This is a genomic window from Thalassospira sp. A40-3 (assembly GCF_015871485.1).
GTDB classification, from domain to species: Bacteria; Pseudomonadota; Alphaproteobacteria; order Rhodospirillales; family Thalassospiraceae; genus Thalassospira; species Thalassospira tepidiphila.
The window spans coordinates 3,034,949-3,053,370 of sequence record NZ_CP065428.1 but is presented as its reverse complement, the minus strand read 5'-3'; the positions used below and the strand labels follow the sequence as shown (position 1 = coordinate 3,053,370).

The 18,422-nt window shown below is 55.5% G+C and carries 20 protein-coding genes and 3 tRNA genes; 16 read left to right on the top strand and 7 right to left on the bottom strand.

Annotation, left to right across the window (positions count from 1 at the left end):
* The first annotated feature begins 63 nt into the window (after positions 1-63).
* Entirely contained in the window at positions 64-1,095 is a 1,032-nt protein-coding gene (locus IT893_RS14120; RefSeq protein WP_197145545.1) for an NAD-dependent epimerase, read from the top strand.
* Positions 1,096-1,196: 101 nt separating this feature from the next.
* Here the strand turns inward: IT893_RS14120 and IT893_RS14115 are convergent.
* Together IT893_RS14115 and IT893_RS14110 are read right to left on the bottom strand one after the other, a co-directional pair.
* A tRNA-Thr gene (locus IT893_RS14115) sits at positions 1,197-1,271 on the bottom strand.
* A gap of 27 nt (positions 1,272-1,298) precedes the next feature.
* A tRNA-Thr gene (locus IT893_RS14110) sits at positions 1,299-1,373 on the bottom strand.
* Positions 1,374-1,574: 201 nt separating this feature from the next.
* Between IT893_RS14110 and IT893_RS14105 the strand changes: the two genes are divergently transcribed.
* The 7 genes from IT893_RS14105 to IT893_RS14075 all read left to right on the top strand — a co-directional run bounded on the left by IT893_RS14105 (position 1,575) and on the right by IT893_RS14075 (position 6,758).
* Positions 1,575-1,736: a hypothetical protein gene (locus IT893_RS14105; RefSeq protein ID WP_165374899.1), complete on the top strand. Its 162-nt coding sequence runs from the start codon at positions 1,575-1,577 to the stop codon at positions 1,734-1,736.
* 130 nt (positions 1,737-1,866) lie between these two features.
* Positions 1,867-2,421, top strand: a complete 555-nt coding sequence (dcd, locus tag IT893_RS14100) for a dCTP deaminase (protein ID WP_062956196.1) — start codon at positions 1,867-1,869, stop codon at positions 2,419-2,421.
* Between the two features lie 81 nt (positions 2,422-2,502).
* Positions 2,503-3,795, top strand: a complete 1,293-nt coding sequence (gene murA, locus IT893_RS14095; protein WP_008891764.1) for a UDP-N-acetylglucosamine 1-carboxyvinyltransferase — start codon at positions 2,503-2,505, stop codon at positions 3,793-3,795.
* Positions 3,796-3,840: 45 nt separating this feature from the next.
* On the top strand, positions 3,841-4,500 hold the full coding sequence (gene hisG, locus IT893_RS14090) for an ATP phosphoribosyltransferase (RefSeq protein ID WP_008891763.1): 660 nt from the start codon (positions 3,841-3,843) through the stop codon (positions 4,498-4,500).
* On the top strand, positions 4,490-5,785 hold the full coding sequence (gene hisD, locus IT893_RS14085; RefSeq protein WP_197145544.1) for a histidinol dehydrogenase: 1,296 nt from the start codon (positions 4,490-4,492) through the stop codon (positions 5,783-5,785). The genes hisG and hisD overlap by 11 nt, the downstream gene beginning before the upstream one ends.
* A 43-nt stretch (positions 5,786-5,828) precedes the next feature.
* A complete protein-coding gene (locus IT893_RS14080) occupies positions 5,829-6,305 on the top strand; it encodes a UPF0262 family protein (RefSeq protein ID WP_008891761.1) in 477 nt (158 codons plus the stop codon).
* A 6-nt stretch (positions 6,306-6,311) separates the two neighbouring features.
* A complete protein-coding gene (locus IT893_RS14075) occupies positions 6,312-6,758 on the top strand; it encodes an arsenate reductase ArsC (RefSeq protein ID WP_008891760.1) in 447 nt (148 codons plus the stop codon).
* Between the two features lie 9 nt (positions 6,759-6,767).
* Here the strand turns inward: IT893_RS14075 and IT893_RS14070 are convergent, their stop codons facing one another.
* Entirely contained in the window at positions 6,768-7,262 is a 495-nt protein-coding gene (locus IT893_RS14070; protein WP_197145543.1) for a GNAT family N-acetyltransferase, read from the bottom strand.
* Between the two features lie 254 nt (positions 7,263-7,516).
* On the opposite strand from IT893_RS14070, the gene infA reads away from it, so the two are divergent.
* The 5 genes from infA to IT893_RS14045 all read left to right on the top strand — a co-directional run bounded on the left by infA (position 7,517) and on the right by IT893_RS14045 (position 10,264).
* On the top strand, positions 7,517-7,735 hold the full coding sequence (infA, locus tag IT893_RS14065) for a translation initiation factor IF-1 (protein WP_007092059.1): 219 nt from the start codon (positions 7,517-7,519) through the stop codon (positions 7,733-7,735).
* A gap of 149 nt (positions 7,736-7,884) precedes the next feature.
* Positions 7,885-8,466, top strand: a complete 582-nt coding sequence (locus tag IT893_RS14060) for a nucleoside triphosphate pyrophosphatase (protein ID WP_197145542.1) — start codon at positions 7,885-7,887, stop codon at positions 8,464-8,466.
* Between the two features lie 2 nt (positions 8,467-8,468).
* Positions 8,469-9,878 (top strand): ribonuclease E/G, encoded by a 1,410-nt coding sequence (locus IT893_RS14055; protein ID WP_197145541.1) that lies wholly within the window; start codon positions 8,469-8,471, stop codon positions 9,876-9,878.
* On the top strand, positions 9,871-10,071 hold the full coding sequence (locus tag IT893_RS14050; protein ID WP_008891756.1) for a DNA gyrase inhibitor YacG: 201 nt from the start codon (positions 9,871-9,873) through the stop codon (positions 10,069-10,071). Before IT893_RS14055 ends, IT893_RS14050 begins: the two co-directional genes overlap by 8 nt.
* Positions 10,072-10,188: 117 nt before the next feature.
* Positions 10,189-10,264 (top strand) — tRNA-Phe (locus tag IT893_RS14045).
* A gap of 70 nt (positions 10,265-10,334) precedes the next feature.
* On the opposite strand, the gene IT893_RS14040 is transcribed toward IT893_RS14045, so the two are convergent.
* On the bottom strand, positions 10,335-10,790 hold the full coding sequence (locus tag IT893_RS14040) for a hypothetical protein (RefSeq protein WP_197145540.1): 456 nt from the start codon (positions 10,788-10,790) through the stop codon (positions 10,335-10,337).
* Between the two features lie 419 nt (positions 10,791-11,209).
* Here IT893_RS14040 and IT893_RS14035 point away from each other — a divergent pair, with 419 nt between their 5' ends.
* Both IT893_RS14035 and IT893_RS14030 read left to right on the top strand, forming a co-directional pair.
* Positions 11,210-12,757, top strand: coding sequence for a CYTH and CHAD domain-containing protein (locus IT893_RS14035; protein ID WP_197145539.1), 1,548 nt, complete (start codon positions 11,210-11,212; stop codon positions 12,755-12,757).
* A complete protein-coding gene (locus IT893_RS14030) occupies positions 12,754-13,338 on the top strand; it encodes a hypothetical protein (protein WP_197145538.1) in 585 nt (194 codons plus the stop codon). The genes IT893_RS14035 and IT893_RS14030 overlap by 4 nt, the downstream gene beginning before the upstream one ends.
* Positions 13,339-13,349: 11 nt before the next feature.
* Here IT893_RS14030 and IT893_RS14025 read toward each other — a convergent pair whose 3' ends face one another.
* Together IT893_RS14025 and IT893_RS14020 are read right to left on the bottom strand one after the other, a co-directional pair.
* The gene (locus IT893_RS14025; protein WP_197145537.1) at positions 13,350-14,828 is read right to left on the bottom strand and encodes a deoxyribodipyrimidine photo-lyase; all 1,479 of its coding nucleotides are present in this window, start codon (positions 14,826-14,828) and stop codon (positions 13,350-13,352) included.
* A 120-nt stretch (positions 14,829-14,948) separates the two neighbouring features.
* Entirely contained in the window at positions 14,949-16,499 is a 1,551-nt protein-coding gene (locus IT893_RS14020; protein WP_252723961.1) for a PLP-dependent aminotransferase family protein, read from the bottom strand.
* A gap of 88 nt (positions 16,500-16,587) precedes the next feature.
* On the opposite strand from IT893_RS14020, the gene IT893_RS14015 reads away from it, so the two are divergent.
* On the top strand, positions 16,588-17,232 hold the full coding sequence (locus IT893_RS14015) for a pyridoxamine 5'-phosphate oxidase family protein (RefSeq protein ID WP_197145536.1): 645 nt from the start codon (positions 16,588-16,590) through the stop codon (positions 17,230-17,232).
* A gap of 65 nt (positions 17,233-17,297) precedes the next feature.
* Here IT893_RS14015 and IT893_RS14010 read toward each other — a convergent pair whose 3' ends face one another.
* Entirely contained in the window at positions 17,298-18,206 is a 909-nt protein-coding gene (locus tag IT893_RS14010; RefSeq protein ID WP_197145535.1) for a pseudouridine-5'-phosphate glycosidase, read from the bottom strand.
* Between the last annotated feature and the right edge of the window lie 216 nt (positions 18,207-18,422).

Here is an 18,422-nt window from a genome sequence, read left to right as displayed (position 1 = left end):
CCGAATTTCCAACCGGCGCCTGGCGCGCTTCATGCTGTACTTCAATCAGGAATTCCAACGCGCATGTCCAACTTCATCATTCCGGCCAATGAAAAGGTACTTGTCACGGGTGCCGCCGGTTTTATCGGTTCCCATCTTTGCCTGAAACTGCTGGAACAGGGGGCGACAGTTGTCGGACTTGATAACGTCAATGACTATTATGACGTCAACCTCAAAGAGGCGCGTCTCGCACGGTTGGAAGGCAAGCCGGGTTACAAATTCGTCCGTATGGATCTCGAAAACCGTGAAGGGATTGCTGATCTGTTCGCTACTGAGAAGCCGACCTATGTTGTCAATCTGGCGGCTCAAGCTGGGGTGCGCTATTCGATTGAAAATCCGCATGCCTATATTGATGCCAACCTTGTTGGTTTTACCAACATCCTCGAAGGATGCCGTCACAACAATGTGAAACATCTGGTCTATGCATCAAGCAGTTCGGTGTATGGCATGAATACCGAAATGCCATTTTCCGTGCATCACAATGTTGATCATCCGATCAGCCTGTATGCCGCGTCGAAAAAGGCCAATGAACTGATGGCCCACACTTACAGCCATCTGTATCGTCTGCCAACGACCGGTCTTCGTTTCTTTACCGTCTACGGCCCGTGGGGGCGCCCGGACATGGCGCTGTTCCTGTTTACCAAGGCGATCCTCGAAGGGCGTCCGATCAACGTCTTTAACGAAGGCAAGATGCGTCGCGACTTTACCTATATCGATGACATTGTCGAAGGTGTTTATCGCTGCATCTCGACCGTTGCCCAGCCGAACCCCGACTGGAATTCGGCCAAGCCCGATCCCGCAACCAGTTCGGCACCCTATCGGGTGTTTAATATCGGCAATAACAGCCCGGTCGAGCTGATGTATATGATCGAAACGATCGAAAAGGCACTGGGCAAGACGGCAGAGAAAAACATGCTGCCGATGCAAGATGGTGATGTGCCCGCGACTTACGCCGATGTTGATGCGTTGACCGATGCCGTTGGCTTCAAGCCGGCTACCTCGATTGAAACCGGTATCGGCAATTTTGTTGAGTGGTATCGCGCTTTCTACGGCTAGAGCGCGCGACTTTCCTTAATATCCAGACAAATAAACACAATGTAGGCTCGCATCACTTTGATGCGGGCTTGCAAACATTGTTCTGAAATGTACTTGGAAAATGGTGCTGCTGGGGAGATTTGAACTCCCGGCCTCTCCCTTACCAAGGGAGTGCTCTACCCCTGAGCTACAGCAGCCCGATAAACAGGCTGACCGGTGGGCAATGGTGCTGCTGGGGAGATTTGAACTCCCGGCCTCTCCCTTACCAAGGGAGTGCTCTACCCCTGAGCTACAGCAGCATGAGCCCTTGCGGTGCGGGCGGGTTATAGGCCACGTATCTGTAATTGGTCAAGCCTGAATTATGCGAAGTTTTTCGATTGTTCCCGTCGCAGGCCTTTTCGCCCTGTTTTCGTCAAGATCGGCTGTAATTTTCCGCGCGCTGTTTTATAACAGGCCAATCGCTCAAACCCGCATAAATCTGACGGAACTTTGATTGCAACATGACTGCAAAAAAATCTGACATGCGTCCGGCCGTAAACGAGGAACGCTTGAAACGCGAAGCCGAAGCCCTGCGTGCCAATCTGGCCAAGCGCAAGCAACAGCAACGCTCACGCAAAAGCGATCCACAAGGTCCGGCTACAGACGAAAAATCTGAGGACTGATCACGCGCGTCATTTTTCACCTTCGCTTTGATGGGCGCGTGCATCGTTTGGTTGATCTTGAGGCCAGCGGGCGGGTAAAACCGTGGGTGCTGAACGTGGTTGGGATTTTCGCAAAAACAGGGGTGGCACTATGTCGGTAAGACCGGATCACTGGATACGCCAGATGGCGCAGGAAAAAGGCATGATCGAACCGTTTGTCGACGGTTTCAAACGCGATGGTGTGATTTCCTATGGTGTCAGTTCGTACGGCTATGACGCCCGCGTCGCCGACGAGTTCAAGATTTTCACCAATGTCGACTCGGCCATCGTCGATCCCAAGGAATTTTCCGATGACGGGTTCGTTAACCGCCAGACCGACGTGTGCGTGATCCCGCCCAACAGTTTCGCGCTCGCGCGCACGGTGGAATATTTCCGCATCCCGCGCGACACGCTGGTGATCTGCCTTGGGAAATCGACCTATGCCCGGTGTGGCATCATCGTCAATGTCACGCCGCTTGAACCCGAATGGGAAGGGCATGTAACCCTTGAATTTTCCAACACCACACCGCTTCCGGCGCGCATTTATGCCAATGAAGGGGCGTGTCAGTTCATTTTCCTCAAGGCGGAAAGTGAATGCGATACCTCCTATGCGGATCGTGCAGGGAAATATATGGGCCAAAAAGGTGTCACATTGCCGCGCCTGTGATAAAGGGGTGGCAACAATCTGTTGGTGATACGCCAAGACACGCGTTCGCTGCGCCATCGCGCGCAGTACAAAGAGGACTGAATGGACAAGATCAAGATTTCCGGTGGTCGCCGGCTGCAGGGCAAAATTGCAATCGGCGGTGCCAAAAACGCGGCTTTGCCGTTGATGGCAGCAGCCCTTCTGACAGATGAAACGCTGACATTATCGAACCTGCCGCATCTGGCAGATATCACATCGATGGCCAATCTGTTGGCCCAGCATGGTGTCGCGTTGCATCTGAACGGGCATGCGCCCAATGGTGGCCATACCGGTCGCGTTCTTGAAATGACTGCGAAGGAAATCACCTCGACCACGGCACCCTATGATCTGGTGCGCAAGATGCGTGCATCTGTCCTTGTACTCGGCCCGATTGTCGCGCGTTGTGGTGTTGCCCGTGTGTCGCTTCCTGGTGGGTGTGCGATTGGCAACCGTCCGGTTGACCTGCATCTCAAGGCGCTGGAAGCCATGGGGGCGGAAATCCACCTGACCGAGGGCTACATCGAAGCCCGCGCGCCCGACGGCCTGAAAGGCGGACATGTCCTGTTCCCGCAGGTTTCGGTGGGCGCGACGGAAAACACGCTGATGGCCGCATCGCTGGCCGACGGTGTTGTCACCATCGCCAATGCCGCGCGCGAACCGGAAGTATCTGATCTTGCTCATTGCCTTGTTGCCATGGGGGCCGAGATCGAAGGCATAGGAACCGATACCCTCAAAGTTACCGGCAAGCCGCGCCTGCATGGCGCGGAATATTCGGTTGTGCCGGATCGCATCGAAACCGGCACCTATGCGATTGCCGCCGCCATCACCGGTGGCGAGATCGAACTGACCGGAACCCGCATGGAACTGATTGACAGCCTTGTTGATGCGATGCGCGCAGCCGGGGTCGAGGTTGAAGAAACCGAAGATGGCCTTAAGGTGCGCGGCAACCGTGCGACGCTTAAGGGGGTTGACGTGATGACCGAACCTTATCCGGGCTTCCCGACCGATATGCAGGCCCAGTTCATGGCGCTGATGTCGGTTGCCAACGGTGCATCCATGATCACCGAAACCATTTTCGAAAACCGTTTCATGCACGTTCCGGAACTCAGCCGCATGGGCGCTGATGTCAACGTGCATGGCCGTTCGGCGATTGTCCGCGGCAGTGCAAAGCTTTCGGGGGCTGAAGTCATGGCAACCGATCTGCGTGCATCGGTTTCGATGGTGCTTGCAGGCTTGGCAGCCGAGGGCGAGACGGTTATTAACCGTGTCTACCATCTGGACCGCGGTTATGAGCGGCTTGAAGAAAAACTGAGCTCCTGCGGGGCGCAGATCGAACGTGTCCGGGTTCCGGCCTGATATCAGGTCGACCGGATAATTGAAAACGCGTAAGGCGACTGATTGATGAGTGACGAAAAGCTGGTGCTTGCCCTGCCAAAGGGGCGCATTCTTGACGAGGTGATGCCACTGGTACGATCCGCCGGGATCGAACCTGAAGCGGCATTTGATGATCCGAAATCCCGTGCGCTTCGTTTCGCCACCAACCATCCGCATATCGATATCATCCGTGTGCGCAGCTTTGACGTCGCAACCTTCGTCGCCTTTGGCGCGGCGCACATCGGTGTCTGCGGCAATGACGTCCTGATGGAATTTGACTATCCCGATATCTATGCGCCGCTGGATCTTAATATCGGGCATTGCCGGATCGCCGTTGCCGAACCCGAAGAAATGATCGAGGGCGATGACCCGTCACGCTGGTCGCATGTCCGGGTCGCGACCAAATATCCCAACATCACTCGCACCCATTTTGCCAAACGGGGCGTGCAGGCCGAATGCATCAAGCTGAACGGCGCGATGGAACTGGCACCAACACTTGGTCTGTGCCGCCGTATCGTCGACCTTGTGTCGACGGGCAACACGCTTAAGGCCAATGGTTTGCGTGAAATCGAACATGTCGCGGACGTGACGTCGCGTCTGATCGTTAATCGTGCTGCGCTGAAAACCCGCCCGACCGATATCCAGCCCTGGATCGACCGTTTCTCCGAGGTGCTCAATGCCGCTTAAGCTTTCGATTACTGACGCCAGCTTCGAAGAAGATTTCGTCAAGCTTCTGGGCATGAAACGCGAATCGGACGCCGATGTCGATGCGGCTGTTGCTGATATTATCGCCGATGTCCGTAATCGCGGTGATGAAGCAGTTTGCGACTACACCAACCGCTTTGATCGCCTTGGTATCGACGCATCCGGCATGGCGGTGAGTGCGGCCGAGGTCGATGCCGCGGTTGCCGACATTGACGCAGACCTTCTCAAATCGCTGGAACTGGCGGCAAAGCGCATTCGTGCCTATCACGAAAAGCAGATGCCGGCCGATGAACGCTATACCGATGAAAGCGGTGTTGAGCTTGGCTGGCGCTGGCGTGCGGTGTCCGCAGCCGGGCTTTATGTTCCGGGCGGTCTGGCATCTTACCCGTCATCGGTTCTGATGAATGCCATTCCGGCCAAGGTTGCCGGTGTGGAACGCCTTGTTATGGTAGTGCCGACGCCTGACAATAAAATGAACCCGCTGGTTCTGGCTGCGGCCCGAATTGCTGGTGTGGACGAGATTTACCGCATTGGCGGGGCGCAGGCGATTGCGGCTCTTGCCTATGGCACCGAAACGATCAAGCCGGTCGACAAGATCGTCGGTCCGGGCAACGCGTTTGTTGCCGCGGCCAAACGCCGTGTGTTTGGTCAGGTCGGCATTGATATGATTGCGGGCCCGTCGGAAATTCTGGTGGTTGCCGATGGCAGCAATGATCCAAGCTGGGTGGCCGCAGATCTGTTGTCGCAGGCCGAACATGACCCGGTTGCGCAATCGATCCTGATCACTGACGACGCGGAATTTGCCGATCGCGTGCAGGTCGCAATCGACAAGCATCTTGAAAAACTGCCGCGTGCAGAAATCGCCGGAGCAAGCTGGCGCGACTTTGGTGCAATTGTTTTGGTCGAAAATCTGTCGCAGGCTCCGGCCCTTGTGGATCGGATCGCACCGGAACATCTGGAATTGGCGGTCGACGACCCGGACGCGCTGGCAGAAGACATTCACCATGCCGGTGCGATTTTCCTGGGCCGTTATACCCCAGAGGCCATCGGCGATTATGTTGCCGGCCCGAACCATGTCCTGCCGACGGCCCGCTCGGCGCGTTTCTCGTCCGGCCTCGGGGTTCTGGACTTCATCAAGCGTTCGTCGCTGATCAAGTGCACACCCGAAAGTCTGGCAAAAATCGGCCCGGCGGCAATCGCCCTTGCAGAAAGCGAAGGTCTGCAGGCACATGGACTTTCGGTAGCGATCCGTTCAAACCAGATGTAAGCTGTTGCAATGCAGCGTGTGAAGGGACCGGAGCGAGAGAGCCATGGCAGAAAACCAGTGTATTGCCGGTATCTATCTTGACGAGAAATACAAGGTAAGACGCCGTCCTGAGGTCGAGCATGAGCAGGCGGTGGCGATCTATGACCTTCTCGAAGAAAACCATTTCGAACCTGCTGGCGGTTTCGAAGGTCCGTATTCGGTGCATATGCGCATCGAAGAAAACCGCATCTATATGGATGTGCGCGGCGACGATGATACCGAGAACCTGACGACCATTCCCGTGCCGCTGTCGCCGTTCCGCCGGATCGTCAAAGACTATTTCATGATCTGCGAAAGCTATTATGACGCCATCAAAAAGGCCAGCGCCGCCCAGATCGAAACCATCGATATGGCGAGACGTGGTCTTCACAACGAGGGCTCCGAGCAATTGCGAGAGCTTCTGGCCGACAAGGTGACGATTGATGAAAATACCGCGCGTCGCCTGTTTACGTTGATTTGTGTCCTTCACATCCGGGGTTAAGGCACGGTGGCAGAAGAACTCCCCGGCTCGGTTCTTTTTGCCTGCAGCTATAATGCCGTGCGTTCGGTGATGGCTGCTGCCTTGATGCGTCACTATCACGGAACCCGCATCTATGTTGAAAGTTGCGGAGTGCGTGCCGGTGAGCTTGATGGCTTTGCCGTCGCGGTGATGGAGGAAATCGGCCTTGATATTTCCTCATACAATTCCAAAACCTTTGATCAGCTTGAAGACGGCTTCTTTGATCTGATCATCACGATGTCACCCGAGGCCCAGCACCGCGCGGTCGAAATGACCCGCACCATGGCCTGTGACGTGGAATTCTGGAATACCTTTGATGCGACAATCGTCGAAGGGTCGCGCGAAATTCGCCTCGAGGCTTACCGACAGGTGCGCGACCAGATCAAGAAACGCATCCTTGATCGCTTCCCGGTCGGCCCTGCGCCCACCATGTGATCGCGTGGTTTAGTCCGCGTTGCTGAGGGCTTCGAACGCAGCGCCATCAAGCACATAGATCTTCTCATCCTCGGCATGGCGCATGCCAAGCTTTTCGTAAAACCGCTGGCCGATCATGTTTTCCGCATCGACCGACAACCGGATATAGGATTTGCCGTTTACACGGGCATGTTTGGCGACCGCAGCCACCAGACGTTTGGCAAAGCCGCCACCACGATGGCCTGGCGCGACATAAAGATCCTGAATATAAAGCCCGGGCCGTCCTCGAAATGTTGAATAGCTTGGGAAAAACAGGCACATGGCCACCGGCGTGTCATCGGCAATCGCAATCAGCGCGTCAAACGCACGGTCCTTGCCAAAGCCATCCCGCGCCAGATCTTCGGGCGTGCTTGCAATTTTATCCGCACATCCCGTTGCCTGGCCGATTTCGCAAATCATGGCATGGAGTGCCGGTGCGTCATCACGTTCTGCAAGGCGTATTTCAATGGTATGAGGATTGGTCATGCGGGGACTTTCATGAAAGGCCGGAAAGATAGCGGCATCTTAGGGCGCATACCGGCATTCGAAAAGGGCTCACCCGGTTCTTTTCGCGCAATCCTTATTCCGCACGATTTGGCAGTACAGAGACTTCGCCATTCGTTTAACGCAGTGCTGTAACGCCACGCCTGACACGTGAAAGGACTTGACCTTTTGCCCGGTTCAGAGCAGTTTGCCGCCCACCGGTATTTTGATATTGCAATACGAAAGCTAGGAGTCACATGGCTAAAGAAGACGTTATCGAGTTTCAGGGCACTGTCGTTGAACTTCTGCCCAATGCGATGTTTCGCGTGAAGCTGGACAATGACCACGAAATCCTTGCTCACACCTCGGGCAAAATGCGCAAGAACCGTATCCGCGTTCTCGCAGGTGACCGTGTCAGCGTCGAAATGACCCCTTATGACCTGACCAAAGGTCGTATTACCTTCCGTTTCAAGTAATCTGAAACCACGACCAAGCGCAAATTGACCTTGTCTGGCGGGGCGTTTACCCTTGCCGTCAGGGCGCATTTTGTTGCCTGCATCGAAATGTGAGTATTTATCACATTTTTGGTCGGAATGGTCTGGGACGGATATCCGGGAGCCACATCTTGTCGAAACTGATATTGGCATCTGCATCGCCGCGCCGTCTTGAGCTGCTTGCGCAGATCGGAATTGTGCCAGATCAGGTCGTTCCCGCAGATATCGATGAAACACCCATGCGCGATGAAAGTCCGCGTCGGCTGGCGCTGCGTCTTGCCGAGGAAAAGGCACGTTTTGTTGCCAAATCCAACGGCGGGGCCTTTGTGCTTGCCGCGGATACTGTTGTTGCGTGTGGCCGGCGTGCGCTGGGCAAGGCCGAAGACGCGGCAGAGGCACGCAAGTTCCTTGAACTCCTGTCCGGGCGTCGCCACCGTGTTTACGGGGGGATGTGCGTGATCGCCCCGGACGGAACTGAACGATCGCGCGTGATCGAGACACAGGTAAAATTCCGAACCCTTGGTTCTGATGACCTGAAACGTTATCTTTCCCATGACGAGTGGCAGGGCAAGGCGGGAGCATACGCCATTCAGGGCTTTGCCGCGACCTTTGTGAAGGCGATCTCGGGATCGTACTCCAACGTTGTCGGGCTGTCGCTGTGCGAGGTGGACGGTCTTTTGCGCGGCCTTGGCTATCACCCCAAAGAGGTTTGATCATGGCAGTTGGCGGCATCCATAACTCCCGCCTGCTGATTGATGCCGTTGCGCTTGAGCGCAGGGTGGCTCTGATCGAAAATGACCGCCTGACGCGTCTGTGGATTGATCGTGGCGGTCCCGCAAGATTTGATATCCATCTTGGCCGTATTTCCAAAATGATGCCTGAAATGGCCGCCGCCATGGTTGCGCTTGACGGGCTGCCTGACGGGCTTTTGCCGTTTGATCGCTATAACGGCCCGCTGCATGAAGGGCAGTGGGTTCTGGTGCAGATCTCCCGCCTTGGTTTTGACGACAAGGGGGTCAAGCTTACCGGGCGGATCGCGATTGAAGGAGTCGGCATGATCCTTCGACCGGGGGCCAACCATATCGAGTTGCCGCGCAAGCTTAAGGATGGCGATCGGCGCACCGAACTTCATGAATTGCTAAGCTCTCTTCAGGCCGGACAGGACGGGATCATGCTGCGTTCCGTGGCACTCGACTGGACGCGTGATGCCATCACTGCCGAATACAAACTTCTGAAATCGCAATTGCAAAAGGCCGAAAAGGCCCTGTCCGAGGCATCGAAGCCGCAACTGGTCAGCGAGGCACAATCAGAAACCGATCAGGTGATCGAACGGCATCTGATGGCGGGTGGGCAATGCGTTGTCGATGGCACAAACGAATTCGTGCGGTTGCGTGGATTGCTGACGATGCTTGGCAAGTCGGATGACAATCTTGCGCGCCATGCGGGCAGCCGACTGTTATTCAATGATCAGGATATCGAAGACGAAATTGCTGCTGCCTTGGCGCCGCGTGTCGAGTTGCAGGGTGGGGGCTGGATTGCGATTGACCCGGCAACCGCGCTTTGTGCCATTGACGTCAATGCCGCCGGGGCAGATGCCGGGCGTGATAGCGAAACCCGTGCGGTCGAGGTCAACCTTCGGGCCGCAGCCGAAATCGTGCATCAAATCCGACTGCGCAACATCGGTGGTCTTGTGGTGATTGATCCGCTTCGCATGAAATCACGGGCAGGGCGCGACAAGTTTGATGCCGCAATCCGTGATGCCTTTGGCAGCGAGCTTGACGGTGCGGTTCAGATCGGTGGCTTCACGCGATTGGGGCTTTATGAATTCAGTCGACAACGTGCGGGCGAATCGCTTCGTGCCACCTTGTTTGCCAAACAGGAACACACCCCTCTTTTGCGAGATGCTGCGCTGAATGCCGTTGTGCGCGCCGTTGTTGCCGAAAGCCGAAACGGGGTGACCGGGATGGTAAATCTGTCTGTAAACCCCGGTGTGGCGAAGGCACTTGCGGATCAGGCCGATGCGATCCAGATCCTGACAAATGCATTTGGGGGTGCGCCGCAAATTGTCGCGGACCCGACACTTGAAGACGATGCCTATCGGTTGGAGAAAAACCACCATGAATGAAAAAAAGATAACGAAAACAGCCAGCTCCGACTGCGTGGTTTGCGGCAAACCGGCTGATGAAAAATACACGCCGTTTTGCTCCAAACGCTGTGCGGATCTCGACCTTGGCAAATGGATGAATGAAAGCTATGCCATCCCCGCCGCCGAGCCACCCGAGTATCTCGAAGACCTTGAAGATGAAGAAGAATTTTAATCCGACGCGTGATCGCAAAAAAAATGCGATTTGAGGCTGGACAAGCCCCAAAGGAGTTTGTATAACCCCGCTCGTTCCGCAGGGAACACTCCGGAAACGGAGACGAAAGTCGGATTTGCCCAGGTAGCTCAGTTGGTAGAGCAGTGGACTGAAAATCCGCGTGTCGGTGGTTCGAGTCCGCCCCTGGGCACCATCTTTCGGTAGCCAAAAAAGCCCGGCCTTCTGGCCGGGTTTTTTGTTTTTCAGCTCATCTACCGGTCGATTTAATTCGGGATCGGCAGGTCAAACCCGACCTTTTCCCCATTGATCGCATTGCCGATGCCCAGAATGTTTCCCTGTTGGCTCAGCTGGAATTTCCCAGCAGCGTAGCTGTCATCCTGGCAGATCAGTTCCCACCAGCCATGGGCGGGGGCCAGTCGATCATCGCGGACAAATTTGCCAAGGCAGGTCTGCGCGCCATAAACATCAAACATTCCGCCAAAGGCATTGGCCCGAACCCAGGTGTCATAGCGCGAAAACGGCCCGATGCGCGACCAGTTCAGATTGATTTTGACCATGGTGTTGGTGCTGTAGGGCACGGTCGATGCAGATTGTTTGGCCTGCCAAGCGTCATAGCTGATTTCAGGGGCGGTTGTGGTGGTTGTTGTTTTGCAGCCGCTGATCAGCATGGCAATCCCCATGATCAGGGCGGTCTTGAAAGTGTGGTTACGGCTAAGCATCTTCGCCCTCTGGCAGATTGAATTTGAACAGACTGTAACTGACAAAACGCAATTCGCAAACGGTGCGAAACTGTTATCAATATATGACGGTGCAACCATTCAGAATCGCCCTTGCATCAACGACTTGATGGGGCCTGTGTCAGGGGTGAATGCGCAAGGTATGTGCAAGCAATCTGTATCAAATGAACCTGATTGCCCCTATTTGTTTTCAAATGAAAACAGAGGGTTGTGCAAAATGCTGATCGGTCTTTTAAGGCTTGATTTTGGGGGCGTTTCTGCCTTTTGTTGCGAAAATCTTACATTCCGCTACCATCATTCCCGCTTCTTGTTTCAACCCGCTGAAACATAAAATTGGTTACTACTTGGTGGCGGAACAGCGCGACGTCGCGCTGTGACAATAACTCGCTTAGGGGAACCAGATGGCCGAGAAGCAGATCGAGATCGAACTTAAACTTCGCATCGATCCGAAACATGTCGCGCGTCTTAAAAACGCGCCGGTCCTGCGCGAGGTCAAGGAAGGTCGTCGTCTGGTGACCACGCACCTTGTCTCCATCTATCACGACACGCCGAAACTCTCGCTGGCTGAAAAGGGCCTGGCGGTCCGTCTGCGCAAAAAGGGCGCGAATGGTTGGGAGCAGACCATCAAGGCGACCAACGGCCTGCGTGAAGCCTTGCCCGAGCGTAATGAATGGACGGTCGAGCTTGAAGAAGGTGTTCTTGATCTTGACCGGTTTACAGACAAGGACGTCAAAAAGCTTCTTAAGAAGTTTGTGAAGAAAAAGAAGATCGACCGCATTTTCGAAAGCGACCTTAAGCGCGGGGCGGTGGATCTGACCTATCGCGATGCGGTGATTGAACTCGCCATTGATCAGGGTGTTGTCCGATCTGGCGAGAAGGAAGTGCCGATCTCCGAGGTCGAGTTCGAGCTCAAGGAAGGCCATCCGGCAGCCCTGTTTGACCTTGCACTTGAGCTGCAACGTACCGTGCCGCTGTTGCTGAGCATGCGGTCCAAGGCATCGCGCGGACGTGACCTGTATCTTGGCAATGGGCCGGGTGCATATCGGGCGGCGGCGGTACAACTGACCCCGGATATGTCGGCGGAAACCGCGTTTCGTGCCGTGATCGCGCAAGGGCTTCGCATGATCCTCAGCAACGAGGTCTGCGTGCGTCAGGACCTTGATATCGAAGGGTGCCATCAGATGCGGGTTGGCATGCGCCGCCTGCGCGTGGCCCTGAACCTGTTTAAGAAAAACCTGCCTGCGGGCGAGGCCGTGTTGCTCCGCCGGTTGTTGAAACTGTGCAGCAAGGGGCTTGATGGCCTGCGCGATTGGGATGTGTTCCTGACCGAAACACTGCCGATGATCGAGGAACGCTTCCCCGATCATGCGGGGGGGGGCGAGCTGCGCAAGGCCGCTGAAAAGCAACGCGAAGCCGCCCTTGCAAACGCACGGCATATGCTCGATCAACCGGAATATGGACAGTTGCTTTTGCTGCTTGGCGCATGGGCAAGCTATTCGCGCTGGGCATCAGGTGCCAGTGCCGAGCAAATGAAGGCGATGGCAGCACCCGTGTCGGAAATGGCCGAACCGCTTTTGGAGCAGGCCTATAAACGGGTCACCAAACGCGGTGATCATGTTGCGGGTCTGACGACGCCGCAACTTCACGCGCTTCGTCTTGATGTGAAGCAGATGCGCTATGGGACGGAGTTCTTCGGGGCCATTTACGGGTCGAAAAAGGTCAAAAAGTTCCGCAGCAAACTGACGACGATGCAGGAAATCCTCGGCCAGCTTCAGGATGCGGCTGTTGCCGAGGCCCGTTTGATGGCACTCGCACCACAGCTTTCAAAAGACGGGATGATTGCGGTCGGTCTGATATCGGGCTGGTTCGGGGCGCGCGCCGATCATCGTCTTGAGGGGATCGAAGACGCCATGCACGATTTCATTGATCAGAAGATATTTTGGAAATGAGGTTTCCCGGATTATTCCTTGATTGGGAATTCTTCGAGAATGTGTTTCGGTTGGTTATCCGCCCGATACTGGCATTATTCTTTACGTTTGAAGCGCCTGTGGCTCCTGACGATCAGATTGTAAGTCGGGCCACGCAGTTGAATATTGCAGAGGCATCCGGCAGAACAGTGACGTCTGTGAGCGAAATTGAACGCACAGGCATCTATAAGGACGCCGAGTTTGCCCAAAAATGGATACTGGATAATGGATGGGGGTATGTCCGTATCGGGTTCTGGGATGCAGGTATTCCAGCAGGGGCGGAACGCCTTGCTGTTTCAAGGAAGAACTTTGAAAGAAATACTGCAGTTCTGATTAAGCATAAAAAGCTTGTGAAGAAAGTTTCTCATCCAAATGGTGCCGAAGGAATGGTTGCCTTTGGCGACGGTGTAAACCACCAGCGCTGCTCCTTTGGCTTGGCTCTATTAGACCTTGATGGGTATCAAGGTTTCGACACGTTGATTGATACTGCGATATGCTCCGACGGCCCGTTAAAGCCAAACAGCGTTGAAAACCTGATCTGGTATCTAAAAATGGAACCGTGATCGGAGCATGCTTACGCAGCAGCCTGTTTCATATCCTGATAGGCGCTTAGAGCCCGCTCACGGCCTTCTTTCAGCCCAATTAAGGGCTCGGGGTAGGTTTTTCCCAAAGTTACGTCAGCGGCCTTGAGGATGAGCGGGGAGGCTTCCCACGGTTTGTGGATATATTGTTCGGGCATGTCTCGCAGTTCCGGGACCCATTGACGGACATAGTCGCCCTTCGGATCAAACTTTTCGCCCTGAAGCACCGGGTTGAAAATGCGGAAATAGGGCGCGGCATCTGCCCCGCATCCGCCGATCCATTGCCATGAAAACGGATTGTTGGCCGGGCAGGCGTCGACAAGCGTGTCGTCAAACCACGCCAGACCATCGCGCCAATGGATCAAAAGGTGCTTTACCAGAATCGAACCCACAATCATCCGAACCCGGTTATGCATATAGCCGGTATGCCAAAGTTCGCGCATGCCGGCATCGACAATCGGAAAACCGGTTTCACCCTTTTGCCAGGCGCGAAGGCCATTTGCGTCATCTGACCAGGGGAAATGCTTGAACTGGCCCTGAAGAGGCACAGAACGCAGATCGGCTGCATGATACAGGATGTGATGGGCGAATTCCCGCCAGCCAAGTTCGGCGATGAATTTCGAGGCGGTCTTGCCCTTGCCGGGATTGGCATCGGCATAGTGATTGGCGGCATGCCAGACCTGATAAGGGCTGATTTCACCAAAGCGCAAATGCGGCGAGAGTTCCGACGTTACCCGGCGGTCCGGGCGATCGCGCAGATCAGCATAATCGGTAAGACGGTCATCGATGAAGTCAAACAGCTGGTCTTTCGCGCCCTGTTCGCCGGGAGTAAAACGCTCCTCAAGGCCACCGGCCCAATTCACCGGCTTTGGCGAAAGGTCAAAGTCGGTGATGTTGATTTGTCCATCAACTTCACCTTTGAACAGCGCAATGTTGTTCGGGGCAGAATGGGGTTCGCGCGGGGTGGGGAGCTTCTGGCACGCCCGCCAGAACGGGCTATAGACCTTGAAATCGGTGCCTGATCCGGTTTTGACTTCCCACGGTTCAAACAAAAGATTGGCCTTGTGGCTTTCGCAGCTCAGGCCGTGGTCCTGAAGGGCTGCCTTGATATCTGTATCGCGCTTGGTCGATGGCTTGTCATAAAGCCGGTTCCAAAACACCGCCTTAACCGGTTTGTCATCGGCAAGGGTTTCGAGAACGGCTTTTGCATTCCCTTTAAACAGGCGAAGGGCGCGATCAGACTTTGTGTCGCCAAGATCGGCGATATCGCGGTTCAGCGCCGTCAGGCTTTTTTCCAGCCACCATTTCGCCGCGCCACCCAACTGATCTGAAATGACGTCGTCCAGAATAAAAACTGGAAGGACAGCACCGTCATTTTCCTTGGCCCATTTGATGGCTGCCAAAAGGGCCGGATTGTCCGCCAGTCGCAGGTCGTTTCGAAACCACATCACGGCGATCGGGCGTTCGGTCATCTGTCTTCCTGTGTTTTTTGGCGCATTTCGGGGGGGGATTTTAAGCCGGAGGGGAGAGAGCGTCACGACTGTGACAGCATCTAGAGGGAAGTCGTGCCGCTCTCTCTGGCTCGGGGTACATCAAGACTTACGTCTGATGGTTCTGACCAGTTCACTGAAACTTTCCGAAAGCACATCTTTTTTCCATCCGGCGAAACCAAGCACAAGACCGCGCACGGGTTCGGGCCCACTTTTTGACCGGGGATCGTGGAAATACGAAGACAATGCACGACAATCAAGGTCCGCCTTTACCAAGGCTTCCTGCATTTCTATGTCGTCCTGATCGCCGATCAAACGGGCACAAAGATGCAATCCCCCGTCCGAAGGCATCACCGACAGGATATCGGATGCATCCGCCGTGATCAGGTTTTGAAGGTGCGAACGTCGTTCGCCATAGCGCAGGCGCATCTTGCGCACGTGACTGCCAAAATGCCCCTCGGCAAAAAAGGCGCCAAGGGCGGCCTGTGTCGTCGGTGCCGGGACGCCATCGGCAAAACCGCGAATGCCGCGAAAGGCCGGAACCAGTGCGGGAGGCAACACAAGGTAACCAAGCCGGATGCCTGGGAACAGTACGCGCGAAAACGTGCCGACATAGATCACGCGGTTGTCGGTATCCAAGCCCTGCAGCGAAGAAAGTGGTGGCCCGTCATAGCGATACTCGCTGTCATAGTCATCTTCGACAATCCAGGCATCATTATCCTGCGCCCATTGCAAAAGGGCGAGGCGCCGGGCAAGCGAAAGCGTTGTACCCAACGGATAGTTCCGTGATGGCGTGGTGACCACTATTCTGGCCGGGGAAGGCGTTCGGGCAAGGCCTTCGATGTCGAGCCCATCCTCATCAACCGTAATCGGTTGAACCACAGCACCACTTGCCGCCAGAACGCCCCGAATGCCTTCATAGCCCGGGTCCTCTGTGGCGATAATGTCGCCGGGATCGACAAGGGCGCGTGCGGCAAGGTCAAGCGCCTGCTGCGCGCCCGAAACGATCATCACCTGATCGGCATTGCAATTCACCCCGCGTGATTGCCGCAACCATTTGGCAATTTCAGAACGCAGCAGCGGCAATCCAAGCGGATCATCGGGGATGGTCAGATCAATATCCGGCGCCCGCCAGGACCGGCGCAACAACCGGGCCCAAAGATCGAACGGAAAACCATCAAGATCGGGTGTTGCCGGGTTAAACGGACGGGCAATGCGAAAGCGCGGAAAGCGTCGCTGATAGGTCAGCATGCGCGTGGCACTTTGACTAAGCCTTATGGGGCGGTCATTTGCCGTCTGGGATTTTTTATCCGGGCCTTGGTCGCCCGTTTGCATATCCCGGTCAGGCAGGGTGCTGGCGACAAAGCTTCCGGCACCGACACGGGTTTCAAGATAGCCTTCCGAGGTTAGCAGATCGAAACTGGTCACCACCGTGTTGCGCGAAATACCAAGTGATTTGGCCAAATCCCGACTGGCCGGAAGGCGTTCGCCCGGATGCAACCGGCCATCCAGAATGGCGGATCTGATCCCGTGATACAGGCGGCGATAGGCGGTGGTGCCGCCATCATCGGCGGTATTGTCCGACTGGCTTGGATAAATCCAGCTGTAATCACTGCGCACCATCGCGACCCCGGTGAAAATTGGTTCTGTCACTTTTATTATAATGGACCTTTTGAAAAGTCCAATTTGATCCATGATCGGGCCAAATTCGACGCCTGATTTTTGACGAAGAGGTCCCGCCATGTCTGATCAATACGAAATCCATCCCCACACCAAAGTTGTCCGGGGGCCTAATCGCGCCAGTTATGACCGCGATCAGGTGCATGGCATTATTGATGATGCCCTGATTTGCCATGTCGGAACCGTGGTCAATGGGCGCCCCGCCATGATCCCGACCGCCCACTGGCGGGTGGGGGAGCGGATCTATATCCATGGCGCGTCAAAGAACCGCATTCTGGCCGCAATCGCAGATGGGGCAGAAGCCTGTCTGTGCATCACGCATCTGGATGGTCTGGTGATGGCGCGTTCGGCGTTTCACCATTCAGCCAATTACCGTTCCGTCGTCATTTATGGCAAAGGAACGGTGGTGAGTGAAGACGCCGAAAAGATGGAACATTCCCGGCTGTTTACCGAAAAACTGGAACCGGGCAGGTGGGAACACATCCGTCATCCCAACAAACAGGAACTCAAGGCAACCATGTTCTTGGGCTTTGATCTGGACCAGGTTTCGGCAAAGGTCCGTGCCGGCGATCCGGTCGATGATGATGAAGACTATGACTGGTCCGTCTGGGCCGGTGTCCTGCCCTGCACAACGACGTGGGGCGCACCGGTGGATGATGCGCGCATCAAGCCCGGGTTCGAGGGCAAAGGCTATCAGCGCAGGTAAACGCAAAACAGGCTGGCAAATCTGCCAGCCTGTTTCTTTTGGTCTTTAAGGATGGTCAGCGCCAATCAGTCGACCATGGCAGCGGCAATTTTCGCACCCAGGCGCGCATTGTTGCGCACAAGGGCTATGTTGGCTTCAAGGCTTTTGCCCTTGGTCAACTCGGTGACGCGGGCCAGAAGGAACGGGGTCACATCGCGCCCCTGAATGCCTTTTTCCTTGGCCTCGATCAGGGCATCTTCAATTGCCCCTTCGATTGCTTCGCGCGCCAGTGCCTTGTCGGCTTCTGGCGGGTTGCCAATAACGGCGCCACCTTCGAGGCCGAATTCCCATTTCGAATTAAGGAAAGCGGCAAGTTCTTCGGGGGTGTCAAGGCGCAGCGGCGCTTTTTGACCGCTTTCAACCGAATAGAATGCCGGAAATTCATCAGTGCCATAGGCAATAACCGGCACGCCAAGCGTTTCAAGATGTTCGAGCGTTTTGGGAATATCAAGGATCGCCTTTGCCCCGGCACAGACAACCGCAACACCGGTTTTGCCAAGCTCGGTCAGATCGGCCGACACATCGAAGTTACCCGCAAGGTCGCGATGCACACCGCCAATACCGCCCGTGGCAAAAACGCGAATACCGGCCTTTTCAGCCAGGATCATGGTTGCCGATACGGTGGTGGCACCATCACGTTTCTTGGCAAGGCAATAGGGGATGTCACGGCGCGACAGTTTGAGGATGTCGGTCCCCTTGGCGAAATATTCCAGTTCGTCGGGCGACAGGCCGATCTTGCAACGACCGCCAATCACGGCGATGGTGGCCGGGATCGCACCGTTATCGCGCACATCCTGTTCAACCGCACGCGCGGTTTCAAGGTTCTGCGGATAGGGCATGCCATGGGAAATGATGGTTGATTCAAGGGCAACAACAGGCTTGCCTGCGGCAAAGGCCCCTGCGACCTCGGGGGCGATATCAATATAGTCCGACATTCCGATATGCTCATATCTGGTTTAAAGTTTTAAAGGCCAGAATTAAACAGATCGGCCTTTGAAATCCAGCGCAAAGCAGGGTGTTTTGCGAATGGCTGCTGTGCGTTGCGGGGGCAACCGATGCCGCGTCGGCACGGCACCTGTGTCAGGCACTGCATTGTAAGTCGCTGATTTGGCGGCTATCGTAAACCCACCACCAACCCGTTCAAGGCCCAT

What these genes read in the sequence shown, in the direction of transcription:
- IT893_RS14035 (WP_197145539.1), top strand. Translation starts at nt 11,210, where the DNA reads ATGGCCGAGAAGCAGATCGAGATCGAACTTAAACTTCGCATCGATCCG.
- hisD (WP_197145544.1), top strand. Translation starts at nt 4,490, where the DNA reads ATGCCGCTTAAGCTTTCGATTACTGACGCCAGCTTCGAAGAAGATTTC.
- IT893_RS14080 (WP_008891761.1), top strand. Translation starts at nt 5,829, where the DNA reads ATGGCAGAAAACCAGTGTATTGCCGGTATCTATCTTGACGAGAAATAC.
- IT893_RS14040 (WP_197145540.1), bottom strand. Translation starts at nt 10,790, where the DNA reads ATGCTTAGCCGTAACCACACTTTCAAGACCGCCCTGATCATGGGGATT.
- IT893_RS14030 (WP_197145538.1), top strand. Translation starts at nt 12,754, where the DNA reads ATGAGGTTTCCCGGATTATTCCTTGATTGGGAATTCTTCGAGAATGTG.
- dcd (WP_062956196.1), top strand. Translation starts at nt 1,867, where the DNA reads ATGTCGGTAAGACCGGATCACTGGATACGCCAGATGGCGCAGGAAAAA.
- murA (WP_008891764.1), top strand. Translation starts at nt 2,503, where the DNA reads ATGGACAAGATCAAGATTTCCGGTGGTCGCCGGCTGCAGGGCAAAATT.
- IT893_RS14055 (WP_197145541.1), top strand. Translation starts at nt 8,469, where the DNA reads ATGGCAGTTGGCGGCATCCATAACTCCCGCCTGCTGATTGATGCCGTT.
- IT893_RS14015 (WP_197145536.1), top strand. Translation starts at nt 16,588, where the DNA reads ATGTCTGATCAATACGAAATCCATCCCCACACCAAAGTTGTCCGGGGG.
- IT893_RS14050 (WP_008891756.1), top strand. Translation starts at nt 9,871, where the DNA reads ATGAATGAAAAAAAGATAACGAAAACAGCCAGCTCCGACTGCGTGGTT.
- IT893_RS14120 (WP_197145545.1), top strand. Translation starts at nt 64, where the DNA reads ATGTCCAACTTCATCATTCCGGCCAATGAAAAGGTACTTGTCACGGGT.
- IT893_RS14105 (WP_165374899.1), top strand. Translation starts at nt 1,575, where the DNA reads ATGACTGCAAAAAAATCTGACATGCGTCCGGCCGTAAACGAGGAACGC.
- infA (WP_007092059.1), top strand. Translation starts at nt 7,517, where the DNA reads ATGGCTAAAGAAGACGTTATCGAGTTTCAGGGCACTGTCGTTGAACTT.
- IT893_RS14010 (WP_197145535.1), bottom strand. Translation starts at nt 18,206, where the DNA reads ATGTCGGACTATATTGATATCGCCCCCGAGGTCGCAGGGGCCTTTGCC.
- IT893_RS14025 (WP_197145537.1), bottom strand. Translation starts at nt 14,828, where the DNA reads ATGACCGAACGCCCGATCGCCGTGATGTGGTTTCGAAACGACCTGCGA.
- hisG (WP_008891763.1), top strand. Translation starts at nt 3,841, where the DNA reads ATGAGTGACGAAAAGCTGGTGCTTGCCCTGCCAAAGGGGCGCATTCTT.
- IT893_RS14070 (WP_197145543.1), bottom strand. Translation starts at nt 7,262, where the DNA reads ATGACCAATCCTCATACCATTGAAATACGCCTTGCAGAACGTGATGAC.